The organism is Microbacterium sp. NPDC077663 (assembly GCF_044542795.1).
Classification (GTDB): domain Bacteria; phylum Actinomycetota; class Actinomycetes; order Actinomycetales; family Microbacteriaceae; genus Microbacterium.
Window position 1 is genome coordinate 973,756 of the sequence record NZ_JBITVE010000001.1, and the last position, 15,811, is coordinate 989,566.

A 15,811-nucleotide genomic window follows, 5' to 3' on the forward strand; every position below is an offset into this window, starting at 1 on the left:
GCCGCGCGTCCCCCGAGAGGGCGATATCCATGAGGGGGCGTCGTACCGTGGTACGACGCCCCCTCATGGAGCCGGACTCAGTCCTGCTGGTCCCGTTCTTGCACGGAGAGGGCGCGCTCCACGCCCGCGAGGTTCTCGTTCACGAGGCGGCGCAGGGCGGCGGGGGCGTCCCGGTGCTCGGCGAGCCAGGTGCGCGTCGCGTCGCGCAGCGCCGTGTCGGCGAGCGGCGCCGGGTACAGCCCGACGATCAGGTACTGCGCGATCTGGTAGGTGCGCGACTCCCACACCGGCAGGAGCATGTCGAAGTAGGACCCCACGAACTCGCGGAGGGCGCTCACGCCTGCCGGGTGCACGAAACCGGCCGCGGCGGAACGGACGACCGTGTTGGGGAGCTCGGCGCTGTCGACGAGGGAGGCCCAGGCAGCTCGCTTGGCCTCCACCGAGGGGAGCGCCGCTCGCGCCTGCGCGGCGAACTCGCCGCCCTTGGCCGTGTTGTCGGACGCGAGGGCCTCGTCGATCTCGGCGGCGGACACCGCACCGCCGGCGGCGAGCGACACGAGGAGGGCCCATGAGAGGTCCGCGTCGATGTCGAGCCCGGGGAGTTTCAGGGCGCCCGAGCGGAGCTGAGCGACACGCTCCCACTGCGCGGGAGTCGACGCCGCCGAGGAGAAGGCCGTGACGAACTGCAGCTGGCTGTCGCCACCGGCCTCCGCTCCCTGCGCGAGAGCCCACAGGCCCTCCGCGACACGCTCACGCGCAGCATCCCGCGTATCGGGGGCGACGTAGGAGTTGGCGGCCAACTGAAGTTGGGCGAGGGTGGTGCGGACGGTGGTCGACTCGGTCTCGGCGCCGATGTTCTGCAGAACCAGGTCGAGGTACTCCGTCGCCGACGCCTCGCCGTCGCGGGTCTGGTCCCACGCGGCACCCCAGACCAGCGACCGCGCGAGGGGGTCGCTGATCTTGCTGAGGTGCGCGGTCGCGGTCCGCAGCGACTTCTCGTCGAGCCGGATCTTGGCGTACGCGAGGTCGTTGTCGTTGAGGAGCACGAGATCCGGCTGCCGGAGGCCGACGAGGTCGGGGACCTCGGTGAGGTCGCCGTCGACGTCGAGCTCGATGTCGTGGGTCCGGACGAGTTCTTCGCCCTGGAGGGTGTAGAAGCCGACACCCAACCGGTGCGGGCGGATCGTGGGGTAGTCCGCGGGCGCGGTCTGCACGATCGCGAACCGGGTGATCACGCCGTCACCGTCGACGCGGATCTCGGGCGCCAGGGTGTTCACGCCTGCCGTCTCGAGCCACTTCTTCGACCACGTGGTGAGTTCGCGCCCGCTCGTGCTCTCGAGTTCGACCAGGAGGTCGCTCAGCTCGGTGTTCCCCCACGCGTGCTTCTGGAAGTAGGCCGAGACACCGGCGAAGAACGCCTCGATGCCGACCCAGGCGGCGAGCTGCTTGAGGACCGATCCGCCCTTGGCGTACGTGATGCCGTCGAAGTTGACCTGGACGTCCTCAAGGTCGTTGATCTCGGCGAAGACGGGGTGCGTCGAGGGCAGCTGGTCCTGCCGGTAGGCCCAGGTCTTCTCCATGGCGTTGAACGTCGTCCACGCCTCGGTCCACTCGGTCGCCTCGGCCGTCGCGATGGTCGACGCCCACTCGGCGAATGACTCGTTGAGCCACAGGTCGTTCCACCACTTCATGGTCACGAGGTCGCCGAACCACATGTGGGCCAGCTCGTGGAGGATGGTGACGACGCGGCGCTCCTTGACGGCGTCGGTCACCTTGGATCGGAACACGTACGTCTCGGTGAAGGTGACCGCGCCGGCGTTCTCCATCGCTCCGGCGTTGAACTCCGGGACGAAGAGCTGGTCGTACTTGGCGAAGGGGTAGGGGACGCCGAACTTGTCCTCGAAGTACGCGAAGCCCTGGCGGGTCTTCTCGAAGACGTAGTCGGCGTCGAGGTACTGCCACAGGCTCTTGCGTGCGTAGACGCCGAGGGGGATCGTGCGCCCGTCCGCGCTCGTCAGTTCCGAGGACACCTGCTCGTAGGGACCGGCCACGAGTGCCGTGATGTACGACGAGATGCGCGGGGTCGGCTCGAATGCCCAGGTCGCACGACCCTCGCCCGCGGGGGCCGGCTCGGGAGTGGGGGAGTTGGAGACGACCTTCCACGCGTCAGGAGCCGTCACCGTGAATCGGAACGTCGCCTTCAGGTCGGGCTGCTCGAAGACCGCGAAGACGCGGCGCGAGTCGGGCACCTCGAACTGGGTGTACAGGTAGACCTCCCCGTCGACCGGATCGACGAAGCGGTGCAGACCCTCACCGGTGTTGGTGTACTCGCAGTCGGCGACGACGATCAGTTCGTTCTCGTCTGTCAGCCCGTCCAGCGCGATCCGCGAATCGGCGTAGACGGCGGCGGGGTCGAGGGACCGGCCGTTGAGCGTGATCTCGCGGATGCCGCGGGCGATCAGGTCGACGAAGGTCGCCGCTCCGGCGGTCGCCGCGAAGCGGATGACGCTGCGCGAGACGAAGACCTCGTCACCGGTGGTCAGATCGAGGGCGATGTCGTACGAATGCGTGTCGACAGTCGCGCGGCGCTCCTGCGCCTCGATGCGGGTGAGGTTCTCTCCAGGCACGTTCGTGTCTCCCAGGGGTGAGGGTGGGGTGCCGTGGACGGGCGCTGCTGGCGCCGACGGCAACCGTCACAGCCTACGCTGAAGCCTCGCCGGAACGGGGGATCGGCCTCCCTAGAATCGTCACATGCGCATCCACATCGCGACCGACCACGCGGGCATGGAGTTCTCGACCCGCCTGCAGCACCACCTGGCCGAAGCCGGTCACGACGTCGTCGACCACGGTCCCGTCGAGTACGACCCGCTCGACGACTACCCGGCATTCTGCATCCGCGCCGCCCAGGCGGTGGCAGAGGACCAGTCCCGCGGCATCCAGACGTTGGGTGTCGTGTTCGGCGGGTCCGGCAACGGCGAGCAGATCGCGGCGAACAAGGTCCGCGGCATCCGTGCGGCCCTGGTGTGGAGCATCGCGACGGCCGAACTCGCGCGCGAGCACAACGATGCCAATGTCATCGCGATCGGTGCGCGGCAGCACACGTTCGACGAGGCCGTCGGCTTCATCGACCGCTTCATCGCGGCCCCGTTCTCGGGCGAGGAGCGACACGCGCGCCGCATCGCACAACTGGCCGCCTACGAAACGGACGGATCGCTGGAAGCCGATCCCCGCGCGGTGAAGCCGGACGTGCTCGACGCGTCGGAGACCTTCGACCCGGAAGCAGGCTGATGCCCGAGGGTCATTCCGTTCACCGCATCGCGCGTCAGTTCGACCGCAACTTCGTGGGGCGGGCTGTCGCGGCATCCAGCCCGCAGGGCCGGTTCGCGGAGGGTGCGGCGGTCCTGAACGGACGGGCGCCGACGCAGGCGCGCGCGGTCGGCAAGCAGATGTTCCTCGAGTTCGACGGCGACGTGTGGCTGCGCGTGCACCTCGGTATCTACGGCGCGTGGGACTTCGCCGGCGAGATTCTGCTGGATCCCACGATCGCGTCGGCCAACGGGCGCATGGGTCAGACGAACCAGCGCGGGATCGACCCCGTCTACGACGACGCGGGCGAGAACTCCCTGTCCTCGATCGGGGCACCGCGACGCTCCCGCGGCGCCGTCCGGATGAGCGAGCAGACCCGCGGGTTGGCGGACCAGACGGATGCCGAGTGGCCGCCCCCCGTCGTCGGGCAGGTGCGCCTGCGGCTGCTGACGGAATCCACCTGTGCGGACCTCCGTGGACCCACGGCGTGCGAGCTGCAGACCGTGGAGGAGATGCTTGCCACCGTGGCCGCCCTCGGCCCCGACCCCCTCGTCGACGACGTGGCGGAGGGGGAGGAGCGGTTCGTCGCCGCCGTCCGGCGCAAACCGACCCCGATCGGTCAATTGCTCATGGATCAGAAGGTCGTGAGCGGCATCGGCAACGTGTACCGGGCCGAGATGCTGTTCCGCGCGAACCTCAATCCGCACACCCCGGGACGGGACGTACCCGAGCAGACGATCCGAGGGCTGTGGCGGGACTGGGTGCGGCTGCTCGCCGTCGGCGTCGAGACCGGCCAGATGATGACGATGGACGACCTGGACCCCGAGGCGTATCGGCGGGCTATGGCGCATCGCGACGACCGGCACTGGGTCTACCACCGCGCCGGGCTTCCCTGCCGCGTCTGCGGCACGTCAATCGTCCTCGAGGAGATGGCCGCGCGGAAGCTGTACTGGTGCCCGCGCTGCCAGGCATGAACGGCGAGGAGGACCGTCTGAGATGAGACAGAACCCCAGCTTCACGATGACGGATGTCGTCGAACTGCGTCGCGTCATCTCGGAGAACCCGTGGGTCACGATCGTCAGCGACACCGCATCGGGACTCGTCGCATCGCACTACGCCGTGCTCCTCGACCCGACGCGGGACGATCTGACGATCGTCGGCCACGTGGGCCGGCCCGACGATCTCATCCACGGTCTGGGGGAGTCGGAGCTCCTCGTCGTGGTCCAGGGACCTCACGGCTACATCTCTCCCGGTTGGTACGGCGACGGACCGGCCGTCCCGACGTGGAACTTCGTCTCCGTGCATCTACGGGGAGTGCCCGAGATCCTCTCGGCCGAGGAGAACCTCGAGGTCCTGGACCGCCTCGTGGACCGTTTCGAGTCCGGCCAGCCCGCACCGCGCGGGATGTGGCAGGCGCCCAACGACGAGGAGTTCGTCCGACGCCTCGAGCGCGGCACCGTCGGCTTCCGTCTCACGCCGACGCAGGTGACGGCGAAACGCAAACTGAGCCAGAACAAGCCCGACGAGGTCGTCGACACGATCATCGACCGCCTGGACGCGGGCGCGAGCCCCTACGCGGATCCCCGTCTGGCCGACGAGATGCGGCGCGCGCGCGACGCGATCCGTGCGGCGCGGACGGAGCAGCCGTGACCGGGGCGCGCGGCGAACACGTCGACGTCGTCTCGGGCGTCCGGCTGACCGGCGGTGGCCGGCTCGACCCGTTCGGTGACGACCCGGTCGACGTGCACGTGCGCGGCGGGATCATCCACGACATCGCTCCGGCGGGTGCCCTGCCACGCCGCGGTGTCGTGGTCGACGGCACCGGTGGGTGGCTCGTCCCAGGGCTGTGGGACCACCACGTCCATACCGTCCAGTGGGCACTCGTCGCCCAGCGGACGCCGCTGAGCGACGTGACGGATGCGGTGCAGGCGGCATCCGTCATGGGTCGCGCCCCCATCCTCGACGACGGGCGACGGATCGGCACCGGCTTCCGCGACGCGCTGTGGCCGGATGCCCCCTCGCTACGCCTGCTCGACGAGCACACCGGCGACATCCCGACGTATCTGATCAATGCCGACGTCCACAGCGTGTGGCTCAACAGCGCCGCCTTCCGCCGTGAGTCCATCGCGCCGACGGTGGACGGGGTGCTCCGCGAGCAGCCGGCCTTCGAGATCTCCCGCCGGCTGAACGACGTCGATCCCGCGGTCTCGGACCGGTTCGTACGCCAGGCCCTCGACCGGGCGGCCGGGCGCGGCGTCACCGGCATCGTCGACCTGGACATGGCGTGGAACGCGGATGCCTGGGCCCGGCGTCTCGATGCGGGTTTCGACAGCCTGCGGGTCTCGTTCGGGGTGTACCCCGACCTCCTCGATCGGGCCATCGCCGTCGGGCTGTCGACCGGCGACGCCGTGGACCCGGGGGGCCTCGTGCGGATGGGGTCCCTGAAGGTCATCACCGACGGATCGCTCGGCACCCGCACGGCCGCCTGCTCGCACCCGTATCCGGGCGACCCCCACAACACCGGGATGCTGACGGTCGCACCAGACGCGCTGCAGGAGCTCATGGTGCGCGCCACCGGGGCGGGCCTGTCGTGTGCGATCCACGCGATCGGCGATGTCGCCAACTCCCACGCGCTGGACGCGTTCGCGATGACCGGCGCCACCGGGACGATCGAGCACGCGCAGCTCGTCGCGCACGCCGACATCCCGCGTTTCGCGCGGTTGGGGGTGGGTGCGAGCGTGCAGCCCGAGCACGCCGTCGACGACCGGGATCTGACGGATTCCGTGTGGGCGCAGCAGACCGCGTTGCCCTACCCGCTCCGCGCCCTCGCCGACTCCGGTGCCAACCTCCTGTTCGGGTCGGATGCCCCGGTGTCGCCGCTCGACCCTTGGGCGGCCATCGCCGCCGCGGTCCATCGCACGCGCGGCGGCCGGCCGGCGTGGCGCCCCGAACAGGGTCTCGACGCGGCGACCGCGCTGGCGGCATCCACCGTCGGCGGGTCCGCCACCGGCAGCGCTCTCGAGCCCGGGATGACCGCCGACCTCGCGCTGCTCGACCGCGACCCGCTGACGGCCGACGATGCCGCCCTCCGCGGAACGCGGGTGGGCGCGACGATGGTGGCGGGCCGGCTCACGCACATCGCCCCCTGAGGAGATCCCCGATGCCTGTGTCCGAAGACGCCACCCTGCTCACCGTCGCGGATGCCGCGCCCCGCGTCGCCGACACCGCCTTCGTCGCGGCCGGCGCACGACTGGTCGGCGCCGTCACGCTCGGCGACCGCGCGAGCGTCTGGTACAACGCGGTGCTGCGCGGTGACAGCGCCGCCATCTCGATCGGCGCGCGCAGCAACGTCCAGGACGGCGTCGCGGTCCACGTGGACGCCGCGCACGGGGTCGAGGTCGGCGAGGACGTCTCCATCGGGCACAACGCGGTCGTCCACGGTTGCCGGATCGGGGACGGCACCCTCGTGGGCATGGGCTCCGTCATCCTCTCCGGCGCCGTCATCGGAGCAGGCTGCCTCATCGCCGGGGGAGCGGTCGTCCTCGAGGGCGCGGTCATCCCCGAGGGCTCCCTCGTCGCCGGCGTGCCCGCCAAGGTGCGTCGCGCTCTCACGGACCAGGAACGCGCGGGGATCCTTCACAACGCCGCGATCTACCTCGAGCACTCGGCACGCCACGGCGACGCGTCATGAGACCCGCCCTCAGCCCCGCCATAGCGCGGCTGATCTAGGCTTCCCCCCGTGCGCGTCCGCCCCGTTCTCCCGCTCTGGCTCGCCGTGCCCGTCGCTGTCGCCGGCGGCGTCGTGCTCGACATGGCATTCCCCGACATCGGCATCTGGCCGCTCGCTTTCGTCGGCGCGGCGATGACCCTCGTGACGCTCATCGGACGCTCCGTCTGGGGCGCCGTCCTGGTCGGCGCCGTCTTCGCTGCGACCTTCTACCTGCTTCACATCGCGTGGATCACGCGTTACCTGGGTGTCGTGCCGTGGTTCGCCCTCACGGGCGTCGAAACGGTGCTGAGCGCGGTGGGGGCCATCATCATCACGCTGTCGTACCGCTGGCTCCCGCGACTGCTCCCCGGCCCGTGGGCCCGCGTCACGGCCCTTCCTGCTCTCGTCGCGGCGGCCTGGACGGCCCGCGAACAGTTCATGGGATCCTGGCCCTACACAGGCTTCCCGTGGGCGCGGCTCGGCATGAGCCAGTCCGACGGCCCTCTCGCCGAACTCGCGTCGTGGCTCGGGGTGAGCGGTCTGAGCTTCGTGATGGTGTTCCTCACCGCCGCGGTCATCGAGGCCGTTCGGCTCAGGGTGTGGCGCCGCGTGCGGCTCATCGCGCCGGCGGCCGTCGCAGCGGCCCTGCTCGTTCTCGTACCGCAGTTCCCGACGACGGATGCCGGCACGATGCGTGTCGGCGCGGTCCAGGGCAACGGCCCGTCCGGGTACTTCGACCGTCGCGAGGCGTACGACGTCTTCCGTGCGCAGCTCGCCGCCACACAGCCTCTCGTGGGTCAGGATCTCGACGTCCTCCTCTGGCCGGAGGGGGGAGTCGACGCCGATCCGATCAACAATGCGTCCATCGCCGATGCGCTTGACGACCTCTCGGCGCAGGTAGACGCTCCCCTTCTCGTGAACGCCGCAACCGAGCGCGGCGAGAAGGTCTACAACACCTCCATGCTCTGGCAGGCCGGTGCGGACAACCCACTGGCCCTGCACGACAAGACCCACCCGGTTCCGATGGGGGAGTACGTGCCCGATCGGTGGTTCTTCGAGGCTCTCGCCCCCGATCTGATCGGGCTGATCCAGCGCGAGTACACCCCCGGAACGAACCCGCCCTTCTTCGACGTGAACGGGGTCGGCGTCGGTCTCGCCATCTGTTTCGATGTGATCTACGACGACGTCATCTGGGAGGGCGCGCGGGACGGCGCGGAGGTCTACATGTTCCAGACCAACAACGCCGATTTCCGCGGCACCGACGAGAACCTGCAACAGCTCGGCTTCGCCCGTATGCGCGCCATCGAGACCGGTCGCGCGGTCGTCAACATCTCCACCGTCGGGACCAGTCAGGTGATCGCCCCGGACGGTTCGGTCATCGATGGACTGGCCGCCGACACAGCGGGAGCACTTCTCGTGGATGTGCCGTTGCGCACCGGTCTCACACCCGCCGTCGTCCTGGGGCCCGCGGTGCAGTGGGTGCTCGGCTGGTCGGCGCTTCCCCTCCTCGCTGCGTTGGGACTGCTCGTCCGGAGGCGCACGAAAGCGGCGCCGCCCGCGAAGGACGGCGCCGCTGAAGTGTGAGGGTCAGGCGCTCAGCTTGTCCGAGCTGCCGCCGCGACGTGCACGCAGCAGAGCCAGACGCTCCTCGAGGAGTTCTTCGAGCTCGGGAATGGTGCGGCGCTCCATCAGCATGTCCCAGTGGGTACGTGCGGCCTTGTCACCGGAGTGGTCAACCACGGCGACCGTGTCGCCGATGCGTCGCACGGCCTCGGAACCGCAGGTGCGGCACTCCCAGGCCTCGGGAACCTCGGCGTCTGCCGCGAACGTGAGAACGGTCTCGCGCTCGCACTGGGTGCAGACGTAGGTGTGGGTGGTGCGCTCCACGAATACGACGCCCTCTTCGCTCTGTAGGCTCGAAGCGCCGAGACGCATGCCGCGCAGGCTGCGATCTGCCATTGTGTGGTCCTCTCATCGTCGTCCTCAGGTATAACGAACTCACCTGTGCGGATCATCCGAGAAGACCTCAACGAGTGTGCTATTCACAGACGATCTCCAGGACCGGCGGTTATAAGCGCGCAGCTCTCGCCGCGACGCCGATGTCCGCCCGATCCGTCACGACGCCGTCCACGCCCGTCTCCCAGAGTCGCCGCATCCGCTCCGGATCATTGACCGTCCAGACGTGCACCTCGACGCCCGCCGAATGGGCGACATCGATCAGGCGCCGCGAGAGCACCCGGATCCCGCGGTGGCGTTCGGGGATCTGCAGCGCGTCGACGCCTGAGAGGTGACGCGCTGCCAGACGGGGCAGTCGCGCCGTCACTGCGGCGAGGACCCGTGCGAGTGTCCTGGTGCCGGCCGACGTCGCGGGCTCCCCGCCCCGAGCCCGCGACGCGGCGAGGGCGATGTCGCGGCGCGCGTCTGAGAAGCTCGTGAGGAGCACCCGGTGCGACTCGCGCGCGGTGAGCGTGCCGACCGCTGCGGCGGCGGCATCCGCCTTCACGTCGAGGTTGAAACGCGCGTCAGGAAAGGCGTGGAGCACGTCGGGCAGGGTGGCCAGTCCGCCCCGCGTCGACATGATGTCAGCCAGTTCGCGGGTGCGTACCGTGGCGATCGGACGAGGGTCGCCGGTGACCCGACGCAGATCGTCGTCATGGAAGAGGACGACGTCGCCGTCCGCCGTGACGTGGCAGTCGGACTCGAGGTAGACCGTACCCGCGGCGCGCGCGGCAGCGAGAGCTGCGACGGAATTCTCGACGACGTTCTCGGAGTCGAGGGGGACGAAGCCACGATGGGCGAGGACCCTCGGCACCTCCTCGCCGAGGAACCACGGATGCGTCATGAACCGGGGGTCGTCCCGTCCGGGCGCTTGTCAGCGCCACCGAAGGCCGTGCTGAAGGACTTCAGCGCGTCGGTGAACTCGCTCGGGATGATCCAGAGCTTGCTCGAGGAGCTCTCGCTGATCTTCGGCAGCATCTGCAGGTACTGGTAGGCCAGGAGCTTCTCGTCCGGGTCGCCCTTGTGGATGGCGTCGAAGACCGAGTGGATGGCTTCGGCCTCGCCCTGCGCCCGCAGCACGGCCGCCTGCTTATCGCCCTCGGCGCGCAGGATCTCCGCCTGCCGACGTCCCTCGGCCTCGAGGATCTGGGATTGCTTGGAGCCTTCCGCGGTGAGGATCGCCGCGCGGCGGTCTCGCTCGGCGCGCATCTGCTTCTCCATGGAGTCCTGGATCGACACCGGCGGGTCGATGGCCTTGAGTTCGACACGCGAGACGCGGATGCCCCACTTGCCGGTCGCCTCGTCGAGTACGACCCGCAGCTGGGTGTTGATGTTGTCGCGGCTCGTCAGCGCCTCTTCGAGGTTGAGTCCACCCACGACGTTGCGGAGCGTGGTCGTGGTGAGCTGCTCGACGGCACCGAGATAGTTGTTGATCTCGTACGTCGCCGCGCGGGCGTCGGTGACCTGGAAGTAGACGACCGTGTCGATGGAGACCACGAGGTTGTCCTCGGTGATCACCGGCTGCGGCGGGAACGACACGACCTGCTCGCGCATGTCGACGAGCGGCAGTAGACGGTCGACGAACGGGATCAGCAGGTTGAGGCCGGGGGAGAGGGTGCGCTGGTAGCGGCCCAGTCGTTCGACCACCCCCGCGTAAGCCTGGGGGATGATACGGATCGACCGGAAGAGGACGACGACCACGAAGATCGCGATGACGACCAGGAGGACGACGACGAAGATCTGGCCGACGAACGCGCCGACGTCGACGCGGGCGGGGAGGGTCATACGGGGTTCCCTTCTTCGGGTGCCACCACGACGGTGGCGCCGCGGACGGCGGTGACGGTGACGCGTTGACCGGGCAGGACGGATGCCGCGCCATCGCTGAGACGGGCGGTCCACGTCTCGCCGTTGTCGAGCTTGACCGAACCGTCACCATCCACGAAGGTCGACACCACCCGCGCCGACATCCCCGTGAGGGCATCGACGTTCGTCGGGATGTGCTGACTCGACCGGTGCAGGACGCGGAGGAGCAGCGGACGGATCGTGAAGAGCAGGAGCGCCGACACCGCCGCAGCGGCGAGCACCTGGAGCCACCACACCCCTCCGGCCAGGTTCACGCCGAGGCCGCCGATGAGGGTGCCGGCGGCGAGCATCAGGAACGTGAACTCCAGCGTCAGCAGCTCGATGATGACGAACAGGACCGCGAGGACCAGCCAACCGATCCACAGGTACTGGATGAGATCCGGGAACATCGTCGGCTCCTTCGGTGAGCGTGTCCTCGCACCCTACCAACCGCCCTCGGGGCCGAGGCGGATCCACCCCGATTGATAGGCTCGACCACGCCCCGTCCGCCTCGCATCCCGCGAGCACCCCGCAGGAGAACGTCATGTCGCAGCCCCTTCCCGCCGCATCCCTGACCGGCAAGACCGCCCTCGTCACCGGATCGTCCCGCGGGATCGGTGCCGACACCGCTCGTTACCTCGCGGAGGCGGGCGCGAACGTCGTGATCAACTTCCGCAACAAGGCGCCGCGTGCCGAGAAGCTCGCGACCGAGCTGCGGACGCTCGGGGTGGACGTGCTGACGGTCGGAGCGGACCTCACAGACCCGGCATCCGTCGACGAGATGTTCGCCGCGGTGAAGGAGCGGTTCGGTTCGCTCGACATCCTGGTCCTCAATGCCTCGGGCGGCATGGAAGGCGGCATGGCCGAGGACTACGCGCTGACGCTGAACCGTGATGCCCAGGTCGGGGCGTTGGAGTCCTCGCTGCCGCTGATGGCGGCCGGCAGCCGCGTCGTCTTCGTCACCAGCCACCAGGCGCACTTCATCGAGACGACGCCGACGATGCCGGAGTACGAGCCGGTGGCGAAGTCCAAGCGCGCGGGTGAGGACGCGCTGCGGGAGCGGATCCCCGCGCTCACCGAGAAGGGGATCGAGTTCGTCGTCGTCTCGGGCGACATGATCGAGGGCACCATCACAGCGACGCTGCTCGAACGGGCCAACCCCGGTGCCATCGCAGAACGCCGCGAGAGTGCCGGCAAGCTCTACAACGTCTCGGAGTTCGCGGCGGAGGTCGCCCGCGCCGCCGTCGAACCGGTCCCGGCGGACCACACCCGTCTCATCGGAGACACGAGCTCCTTCGGCGTCTGAGGGCGGCTGGCGCTCAGGCTCCCGGGCCGAGCACCAGTACGACGAGGAACAGCACGGGGACGCATCCGATCGTCGTCAGGAAGACGGTGTCTCGCGCGATCGTCTGTCCGGTGGAGTACCGCTGCGCGTAGTTGAACACATTCTGAGCGGTGGGCAGCGCGGCGAGGACCGTCACCACGAGCACCTCGGCGGGGGAGAGCCGGAACAGCAGCGCCGCGACGACCCAGGCCACGGCGGGCATGGCGAAAAGCTTGAGACCGCTCGCCAGGAGGATGTCGCGGCGACGCCCCGATGACCCGAGGACGCGCTGACCGTTCAGGGAGATGCCGTAGCTGATCAACAGGATCGGTACCGCCGCGTTCGCGACCAGCTGCAGGGGGTCGAGGATGATCGGCGGAAGCGGGATGCCGGTCGCCGACACGATCGTGCCGAGGAGTGACCCGACGACGATCGGGTTGGTCACCGTCCGGCGCAGGATCGGCCAGGGTCGCCGCCCGGCGGGCGAGGTGAGCGCCTCGAAGATCGCCATTGTGATCGGGGTGAGCACGAGGAGCTGGAAGAGGATGACAGGGGCCGGAAACGCCGCGCTGCCGAGCACGTAGAGCGACAGTGGGATGCCGATGTTGTTCGAGTTGACCTGTCCCGCCGAGAGGGCGCCGATCAGCACCTCTCCGGCGGGGCGCCGCCACACGAGGCGTGAGACGAGCACGTACACCGCGAACATCACAGCGGCCGCGATCGCCGAGACCGGCAGCAGCGACGAGAACAGCGTGCGGACATCCGCCTGCGACAACACGACGAAGAGCAGGAACGGGCTCAGGACGAAGAAGGTGAGCCTGCTGAGGACCTGACCGCCGGTCGGACCGAGCAGGTCGATGCGCCCGATGAGCCATCCCACAGCGATGGCGACGCCGATGACGACGAATCCTGTGAGAACAGCGAGCACCCCTCGAGCCTAGGCCGCGGACGGCTTGCGTCGAACACGGGGGAGTGAGTATCGTTTATCGATAGATGACTATCGAAAGGCGATCATGAGTCGCAGTACGATCTTGACCCTCCGCGTCGCCCTGGCGGTGTCGCTCGCGGGCTCCCTCGTCGTTCAGGTCGGCATCCTCCCGCTGATCTGGGCCGACCTCGTGCCGACCGAGCCGGCATGGCGGATCGCCGCCGTCGCGATCCTCGGCCTGTGGGTGTTGTGTCTGCAGGTCGTGGCGGTCTGTATCTGGAGGTTGGTGTCGATGGCGGCCGCGGACGCGGTCTTCTCGACCGGCGCGTTCCGCTTCGTCGATGTCGTCATCGTGGCGATCGGCGCGGCCGCCGTCCTCACGGCCGGCCTCGCCACGCTCCTGGTACCCGGAGACATCGCCCCGGGTGTCGTCGGCCTCATCTACGGAGCGGCCGTGGCGACCGGGGGAGTCGCCCTCGTCGTCGTTGTGATGCGGTCGCTCCTGCGCAAGGCGATCGAGATGCGCACCGAACTGGACGAGGTGGTCTGATGCCGATCGTCGTCGACATCGACGTGATGCTCGCCCGGCGCAAGATGGCCGTCGGCGATCTCGCCACCCGTATCGGGATCACGCCCGCCAATCTCGCCGTCCTGAAGAACGGCCGCGCGAAGGCGGTGCGCTTCACGACGCTCGACGCCCTGTGCGAGGTGCTGGAGTGCCAGCCGGGCGACCTGCTGCGGTGGGAGCCGGGGGCGGCGGACCCCGACGATGGCACGACAGGGACCGGAGACCCTCTGTCAGGATGACGCTGTGGACAGCATCGAGGTGCGGCAGTGATGACATCCGATAATGCACATTATGTCAGCTCAGATTCGGAGCGGCGGGCGGTAGCGAGACGGGTCGACTCCCCCGCGGGTCAGTCGAGACTGGTGCAGCCGAGGACGGGAGACAGTCTTTCTGCGGCGCACGAGGTCTGTGTCCACGTCTGGCCGCCGCCGTACGAATCGAACGCGTTCGTCTCGTACACCGTGACATCGCCGCCCTCGGCCGTGAACGCGAACGACACGATCGGGTCACCCTCCGTCGTCGGCGAACTCCACGAGAGCTCGGCATGCTGTCCAGCATTCGCTGCCTGCACGAGACACGTGAGCGACTCCTGGGGCAGTTCTTCCCCCTGACCGAGGACGAAAGCGCCGCAACTCCTCTCGGCGTCACCCGCCCGCACGACGTCCGGCGCGTCAGAGAGCGCTCGGGCCGCCAAGATCGGGTCACCATCGGGCGCGCGAGGGATCGGGTACGACGCGCACGAACCCATCAACGCCGTGACCGCGACGCCGACGACGGCCGCCAGCACGCCCCGCGCCGCATCCGTCTGTCCCATGGGATCGAGGCTAGAGCGCCAGCGGCAGGCGCGTCGTGGAGAGGCCGACGTCGCCCAGGAACCGCTCGAAGGCGAGCGTGGCCATTCCGATCGCGACAGAACTGCCTCGGACCGTCGAGACGCCGAGCTCCACTCCGGTCATCGCACCCGCGGGTGCCCTCCGCTGCAACTCGGCCTTCGTGGGATCGACGAGGTCATCGCCGAGCGCCCACGCCGTCCACCCCGTCAGCATCATCACCTCGGGGTCGATGATCGACGCGAGGTCTCCGAGAGCCACACCGAGGTAGTGCGCAGTCCGCGTGAGGACCTCCTCCACGACCGGGTCTCCCCCGGATTCCCGGTGCGTGCGCACGAGCCCGTCGATGAACTCGCGCTGCGGCACCCGGGCAAGATCGTGTTCCGGGGCGATCTCGCGGAGCGTCTGCTGGATGCCGGGGGCCCCGACGTACGCCTCCACACAACCGAGCCGCCCACAGCGGCAAGATCGGCCGTCGAGGACGAGGACGGCGTGCCCCCACTCCCCCGCGCTGTGGGTGGCACCGCGGAGGATCTTGCCGTCGAGGACGATGCCCGCCCCGACGCCCGTGCCGAGGTTGGCGATCACCATCGACGAGGCGGTGCGGCCCCGCCCGAACCACAGCTCGGCCGTGGCGATCGCCTTCAGCGGGTTCTCGACGACGAGGGGCAGACCGATGCGCTCGCGCAGACGGTGCAGGACCTCGACGTTGCGCGCGGCCCATCGAGGGGCGACGGCATCCGCGGACTCCTCGGCACTGATGAGCCCCGGCAGAGCAACACCCGCCCCCAGCACGAGCGCGCGATCGACCCCGGTCTCGCTCAGCGCTCGGTCGACGGCGCGGACGATGCTCTCGGTCACGCTGCTCACCGACGGCAGCGATTCGTCCATCGGCACCTCGACGGAGCCGACCTCCTCGAGGGCGGCATCGAAGACGATTGCGCGGACGTACGTCTCCGCGACGTCGATCCCGAGGATCCGGCCCCGGTCGCCGTTGACGCGCAGCATCGTGGTCGGCCGACCGGCGCCGAGGGCGGAGCTGCCGGCATCCGCGACCAACCCCTCCCCCCGCAGCTCCTGCACGATCGTTGCCACGGTGGCCACACTCAGGCCGGTCGCCCTGGCGAGCTCGCCGCGCGTCGAGGTTCCGGAGGAGAGCAGGGCGTGCAGGACGTCGAGCCGCGACTCGCTGCGGATGTCCCGCGAGGATCTCTTACCCACGTTGGTGCCCTCTTCCGGATCCACGTTCCGTACCGCGGATGTCTGCCTGAATACTGCCAGAGTCCGAACCGTTATCGGATTGGGG

Annotated in this window: 17 protein-coding genes; 9 read left to right on the forward strand and 8 right to left on the reverse strand. The window is 69.3% G+C overall.

Going from position 1 to position 15,811, the window contains the following annotated elements:
* Positions 1-77 precede the first annotated feature (77 nt).
* Positions 78-2,627, reverse strand: coding sequence for an aminopeptidase N (gene pepN, locus ACIGEP_RS04775; RefSeq protein ID WP_396660465.1), 2,550 nt, complete (start codon positions 2,625-2,627; stop codon positions 78-80).
* 124 nt (positions 2,628-2,751) lie between these two features.
* Here pepN and ACIGEP_RS04780 point away from each other — a divergent pair, with 124 nt between their 5' ends.
* Genes ACIGEP_RS04780 through lnt form a run of 6 tightly spaced genes read left to right on the forward strand, consistent with a single transcriptional unit; the run spans position 2,752 to position 8,599 of the window.
* Complete coding sequence (locus tag ACIGEP_RS04780; protein WP_396660466.1) at positions 2,752-3,288, forward strand: ribose-5-phosphate isomerase; 537 nt, start codon at positions 2,752-2,754, stop codon at positions 3,286-3,288.
* A complete protein-coding gene (locus tag ACIGEP_RS04785; RefSeq protein ID WP_396660467.1) occupies positions 3,288-4,280 on the forward strand; it encodes an Fpg/Nei family DNA glycosylase in 993 nt (330 codons plus the stop codon). The genes ACIGEP_RS04780 and ACIGEP_RS04785 overlap by 1 nt, the downstream gene beginning before the upstream one ends.
* A 22-nt stretch (positions 4,281-4,302) precedes the next feature.
* Positions 4,303-4,956: an FMN-binding negative transcriptional regulator gene (locus ACIGEP_RS04790; protein WP_396660468.1), complete on the forward strand. Its 654-nt coding sequence runs from the start codon at positions 4,303-4,305 to the stop codon at positions 4,954-4,956.
* Entirely contained in the window at positions 4,953-6,455 is a 1,503-nt protein-coding gene (locus tag ACIGEP_RS04795; protein WP_396660469.1) for an amidohydrolase, read from the forward strand. Before ACIGEP_RS04790 ends, ACIGEP_RS04795 begins: the two co-directional genes overlap by 4 nt.
* A gap of 11 nt (positions 6,456-6,466) precedes the next feature.
* The gene (locus ACIGEP_RS04800) at positions 6,467-6,997 is read left to right on the forward strand and encodes a gamma carbonic anhydrase family protein (RefSeq protein ID WP_396660470.1); all 531 of its coding nucleotides are present in this window, start codon (positions 6,467-6,469) and stop codon (positions 6,995-6,997) included.
* 48 nt (positions 6,998-7,045) lie between these two features.
* On the forward strand, positions 7,046-8,599 hold the full coding sequence (lnt, locus tag ACIGEP_RS04805; protein ID WP_396660471.1) for an apolipoprotein N-acyltransferase: 1,554 nt from the start codon (positions 7,046-7,048) through the stop codon (positions 8,597-8,599).
* 3 nt (positions 8,600-8,602) lie between these two features.
* On the opposite strand, the gene ACIGEP_RS04810 is transcribed toward lnt, so the two are convergent.
* The 4 genes from ACIGEP_RS04810 to ACIGEP_RS04825 all read right to left on the reverse strand — a co-directional run bounded on the left by ACIGEP_RS04810 (position 8,603) and on the right by ACIGEP_RS04825 (position 11,265).
* Positions 8,603-8,974, reverse strand: coding sequence for an RNA polymerase-binding protein RbpA (locus ACIGEP_RS04810; protein WP_396660472.1), 372 nt, complete (start codon positions 8,972-8,974; stop codon positions 8,603-8,605).
* Between the two features lie 109 nt (positions 8,975-9,083).
* Positions 9,084-9,857: a glycerophosphodiester phosphodiesterase family protein gene (locus ACIGEP_RS04815; protein WP_396660473.1), complete on the reverse strand. Its 774-nt coding sequence runs from the start codon at positions 9,855-9,857 to the stop codon at positions 9,084-9,086.
* Positions 9,854-10,798: an SPFH domain-containing protein gene (locus ACIGEP_RS04820; protein WP_396660474.1), complete on the reverse strand. Its 945-nt coding sequence runs from the start codon at positions 10,796-10,798 to the stop codon at positions 9,854-9,856. The genes ACIGEP_RS04815 and ACIGEP_RS04820 overlap by 4 nt, the downstream gene beginning before the upstream one ends.
* The gene (locus ACIGEP_RS04825; RefSeq protein ID WP_396660475.1) at positions 10,795-11,265 is read right to left on the reverse strand and encodes an NfeD family protein; all 471 of its coding nucleotides are present in this window, start codon (positions 11,263-11,265) and stop codon (positions 10,795-10,797) included. The genes ACIGEP_RS04820 and ACIGEP_RS04825 overlap by 4 nt, the downstream gene beginning before the upstream one ends.
* A gap of 134 nt (positions 11,266-11,399) precedes the next feature.
* Here ACIGEP_RS04825 and ACIGEP_RS04830 point away from each other — a divergent pair, with 134 nt between their 5' ends.
* On the forward strand, positions 11,400-12,161 hold the full coding sequence (locus ACIGEP_RS04830; RefSeq protein WP_396660476.1) for an SDR family oxidoreductase: 762 nt from the start codon (positions 11,400-11,402) through the stop codon (positions 12,159-12,161).
* A gap of 13 nt (positions 12,162-12,174) precedes the next feature.
* Here the strand turns inward: ACIGEP_RS04830 and ACIGEP_RS04835 are convergent, their stop codons facing one another.
* Positions 12,175-13,107: an AEC family transporter gene (locus ACIGEP_RS04835; protein WP_396660477.1), complete on the reverse strand. Its 933-nt coding sequence runs from the start codon at positions 13,105-13,107 to the stop codon at positions 12,175-12,177.
* 85 nt (positions 13,108-13,192) lie between these two features.
* On the opposite strand from ACIGEP_RS04835, the gene ACIGEP_RS04840 reads away from it, so the two are divergent.
* Together ACIGEP_RS04840 and ACIGEP_RS04845 are read left to right on the forward strand one after the other, a co-directional pair.
* The gene (locus ACIGEP_RS04840; protein WP_396660478.1) at positions 13,193-13,657 is read left to right on the forward strand and encodes a DUF2975 domain-containing protein; all 465 of its coding nucleotides are present in this window, start codon (positions 13,193-13,195) and stop codon (positions 13,655-13,657) included.
* A complete protein-coding gene (locus tag ACIGEP_RS04845) occupies positions 13,657-13,914 on the forward strand; it encodes a helix-turn-helix domain-containing protein (protein WP_396660479.1) in 258 nt (85 codons plus the stop codon). The genes ACIGEP_RS04840 and ACIGEP_RS04845 overlap by 1 nt, the downstream gene beginning before the upstream one ends.
* Positions 13,915-14,024: 110 nt before the next feature.
* Here the strand turns inward: ACIGEP_RS04845 and ACIGEP_RS04850 are convergent, their stop codons facing one another.
* Entirely contained in the window at positions 14,025-14,489 is a 465-nt protein-coding gene (locus ACIGEP_RS04850; protein WP_396660480.1) for a hypothetical protein, read from the reverse strand.
* 10 nt (positions 14,490-14,499) lie between these two features.
* Complete coding sequence (locus ACIGEP_RS04855; protein ID WP_396660481.1) at positions 14,500-15,726, reverse strand: ROK family transcriptional regulator; 1,227 nt, start codon at positions 15,724-15,726, stop codon at positions 14,500-14,502.
* Positions 15,727-15,811 lie beyond the last annotated feature (85 nt).

Bases quoted from the DNA above. Each gene is read 5' to 3' on its own strand.
- ACIGEP_RS04780 (WP_396660466.1), top strand. From the start codon at position 2,752: ATGCGCATCCACATCGCGACCGACCACGCGGGCATGGAGTTCTCGACC.
- ACIGEP_RS04810 (WP_396660472.1), bottom strand. From the start codon at position 8,974: ATGGCAGATCGCAGCCTGCGCGGCATGCGTCTCGGCGCTTCGAGCCTA.
- ACIGEP_RS04790 (WP_396660468.1), top strand. From the start codon at position 4,303: ATGAGACAGAACCCCAGCTTCACGATGACGGATGTCGTCGAACTGCGT.
- ACIGEP_RS04825 (WP_396660475.1), bottom strand. From the start codon at position 11,265: ATGTTCCCGGATCTCATCCAGTACCTGTGGATCGGTTGGCTGGTCCTC.
- ACIGEP_RS04785 (WP_396660467.1), top strand. From the start codon at position 3,288: ATGCCCGAGGGTCATTCCGTTCACCGCATCGCGCGTCAGTTCGACCGC.
- ACIGEP_RS04830 (WP_396660476.1), top strand. From the start codon at position 11,400: ATGTCGCAGCCCCTTCCCGCCGCATCCCTGACCGGCAAGACCGCCCTC.
- ACIGEP_RS04800 (WP_396660470.1), top strand. From the start codon at position 6,467: ATGCCTGTGTCCGAAGACGCCACCCTGCTCACCGTCGCGGATGCCGCG.
- ACIGEP_RS04815 (WP_396660473.1), bottom strand. From the start codon at position 9,857: ATGACGCATCCGTGGTTCCTCGGCGAGGAGGTGCCGAGGGTCCTCGCC.
- ACIGEP_RS04820 (WP_396660474.1), bottom strand. From the start codon at position 10,798: ATGACCCTCCCCGCCCGCGTCGACGTCGGCGCGTTCGTCGGCCAGATC.
- ACIGEP_RS04840 (WP_396660478.1), top strand. From the start codon at position 13,193: ATGAGTCGCAGTACGATCTTGACCCTCCGCGTCGCCCTGGCGGTGTCG.
- ACIGEP_RS04850 (WP_396660480.1), bottom strand. From the start codon at position 14,489: ATGGGACAGACGGATGCGGCGCGGGGCGTGCTGGCGGCCGTCGTCGGC.
- ACIGEP_RS04845 (WP_396660479.1), top strand. From the start codon at position 13,657: ATGCCGATCGTCGTCGACATCGACGTGATGCTCGCCCGGCGCAAGATG.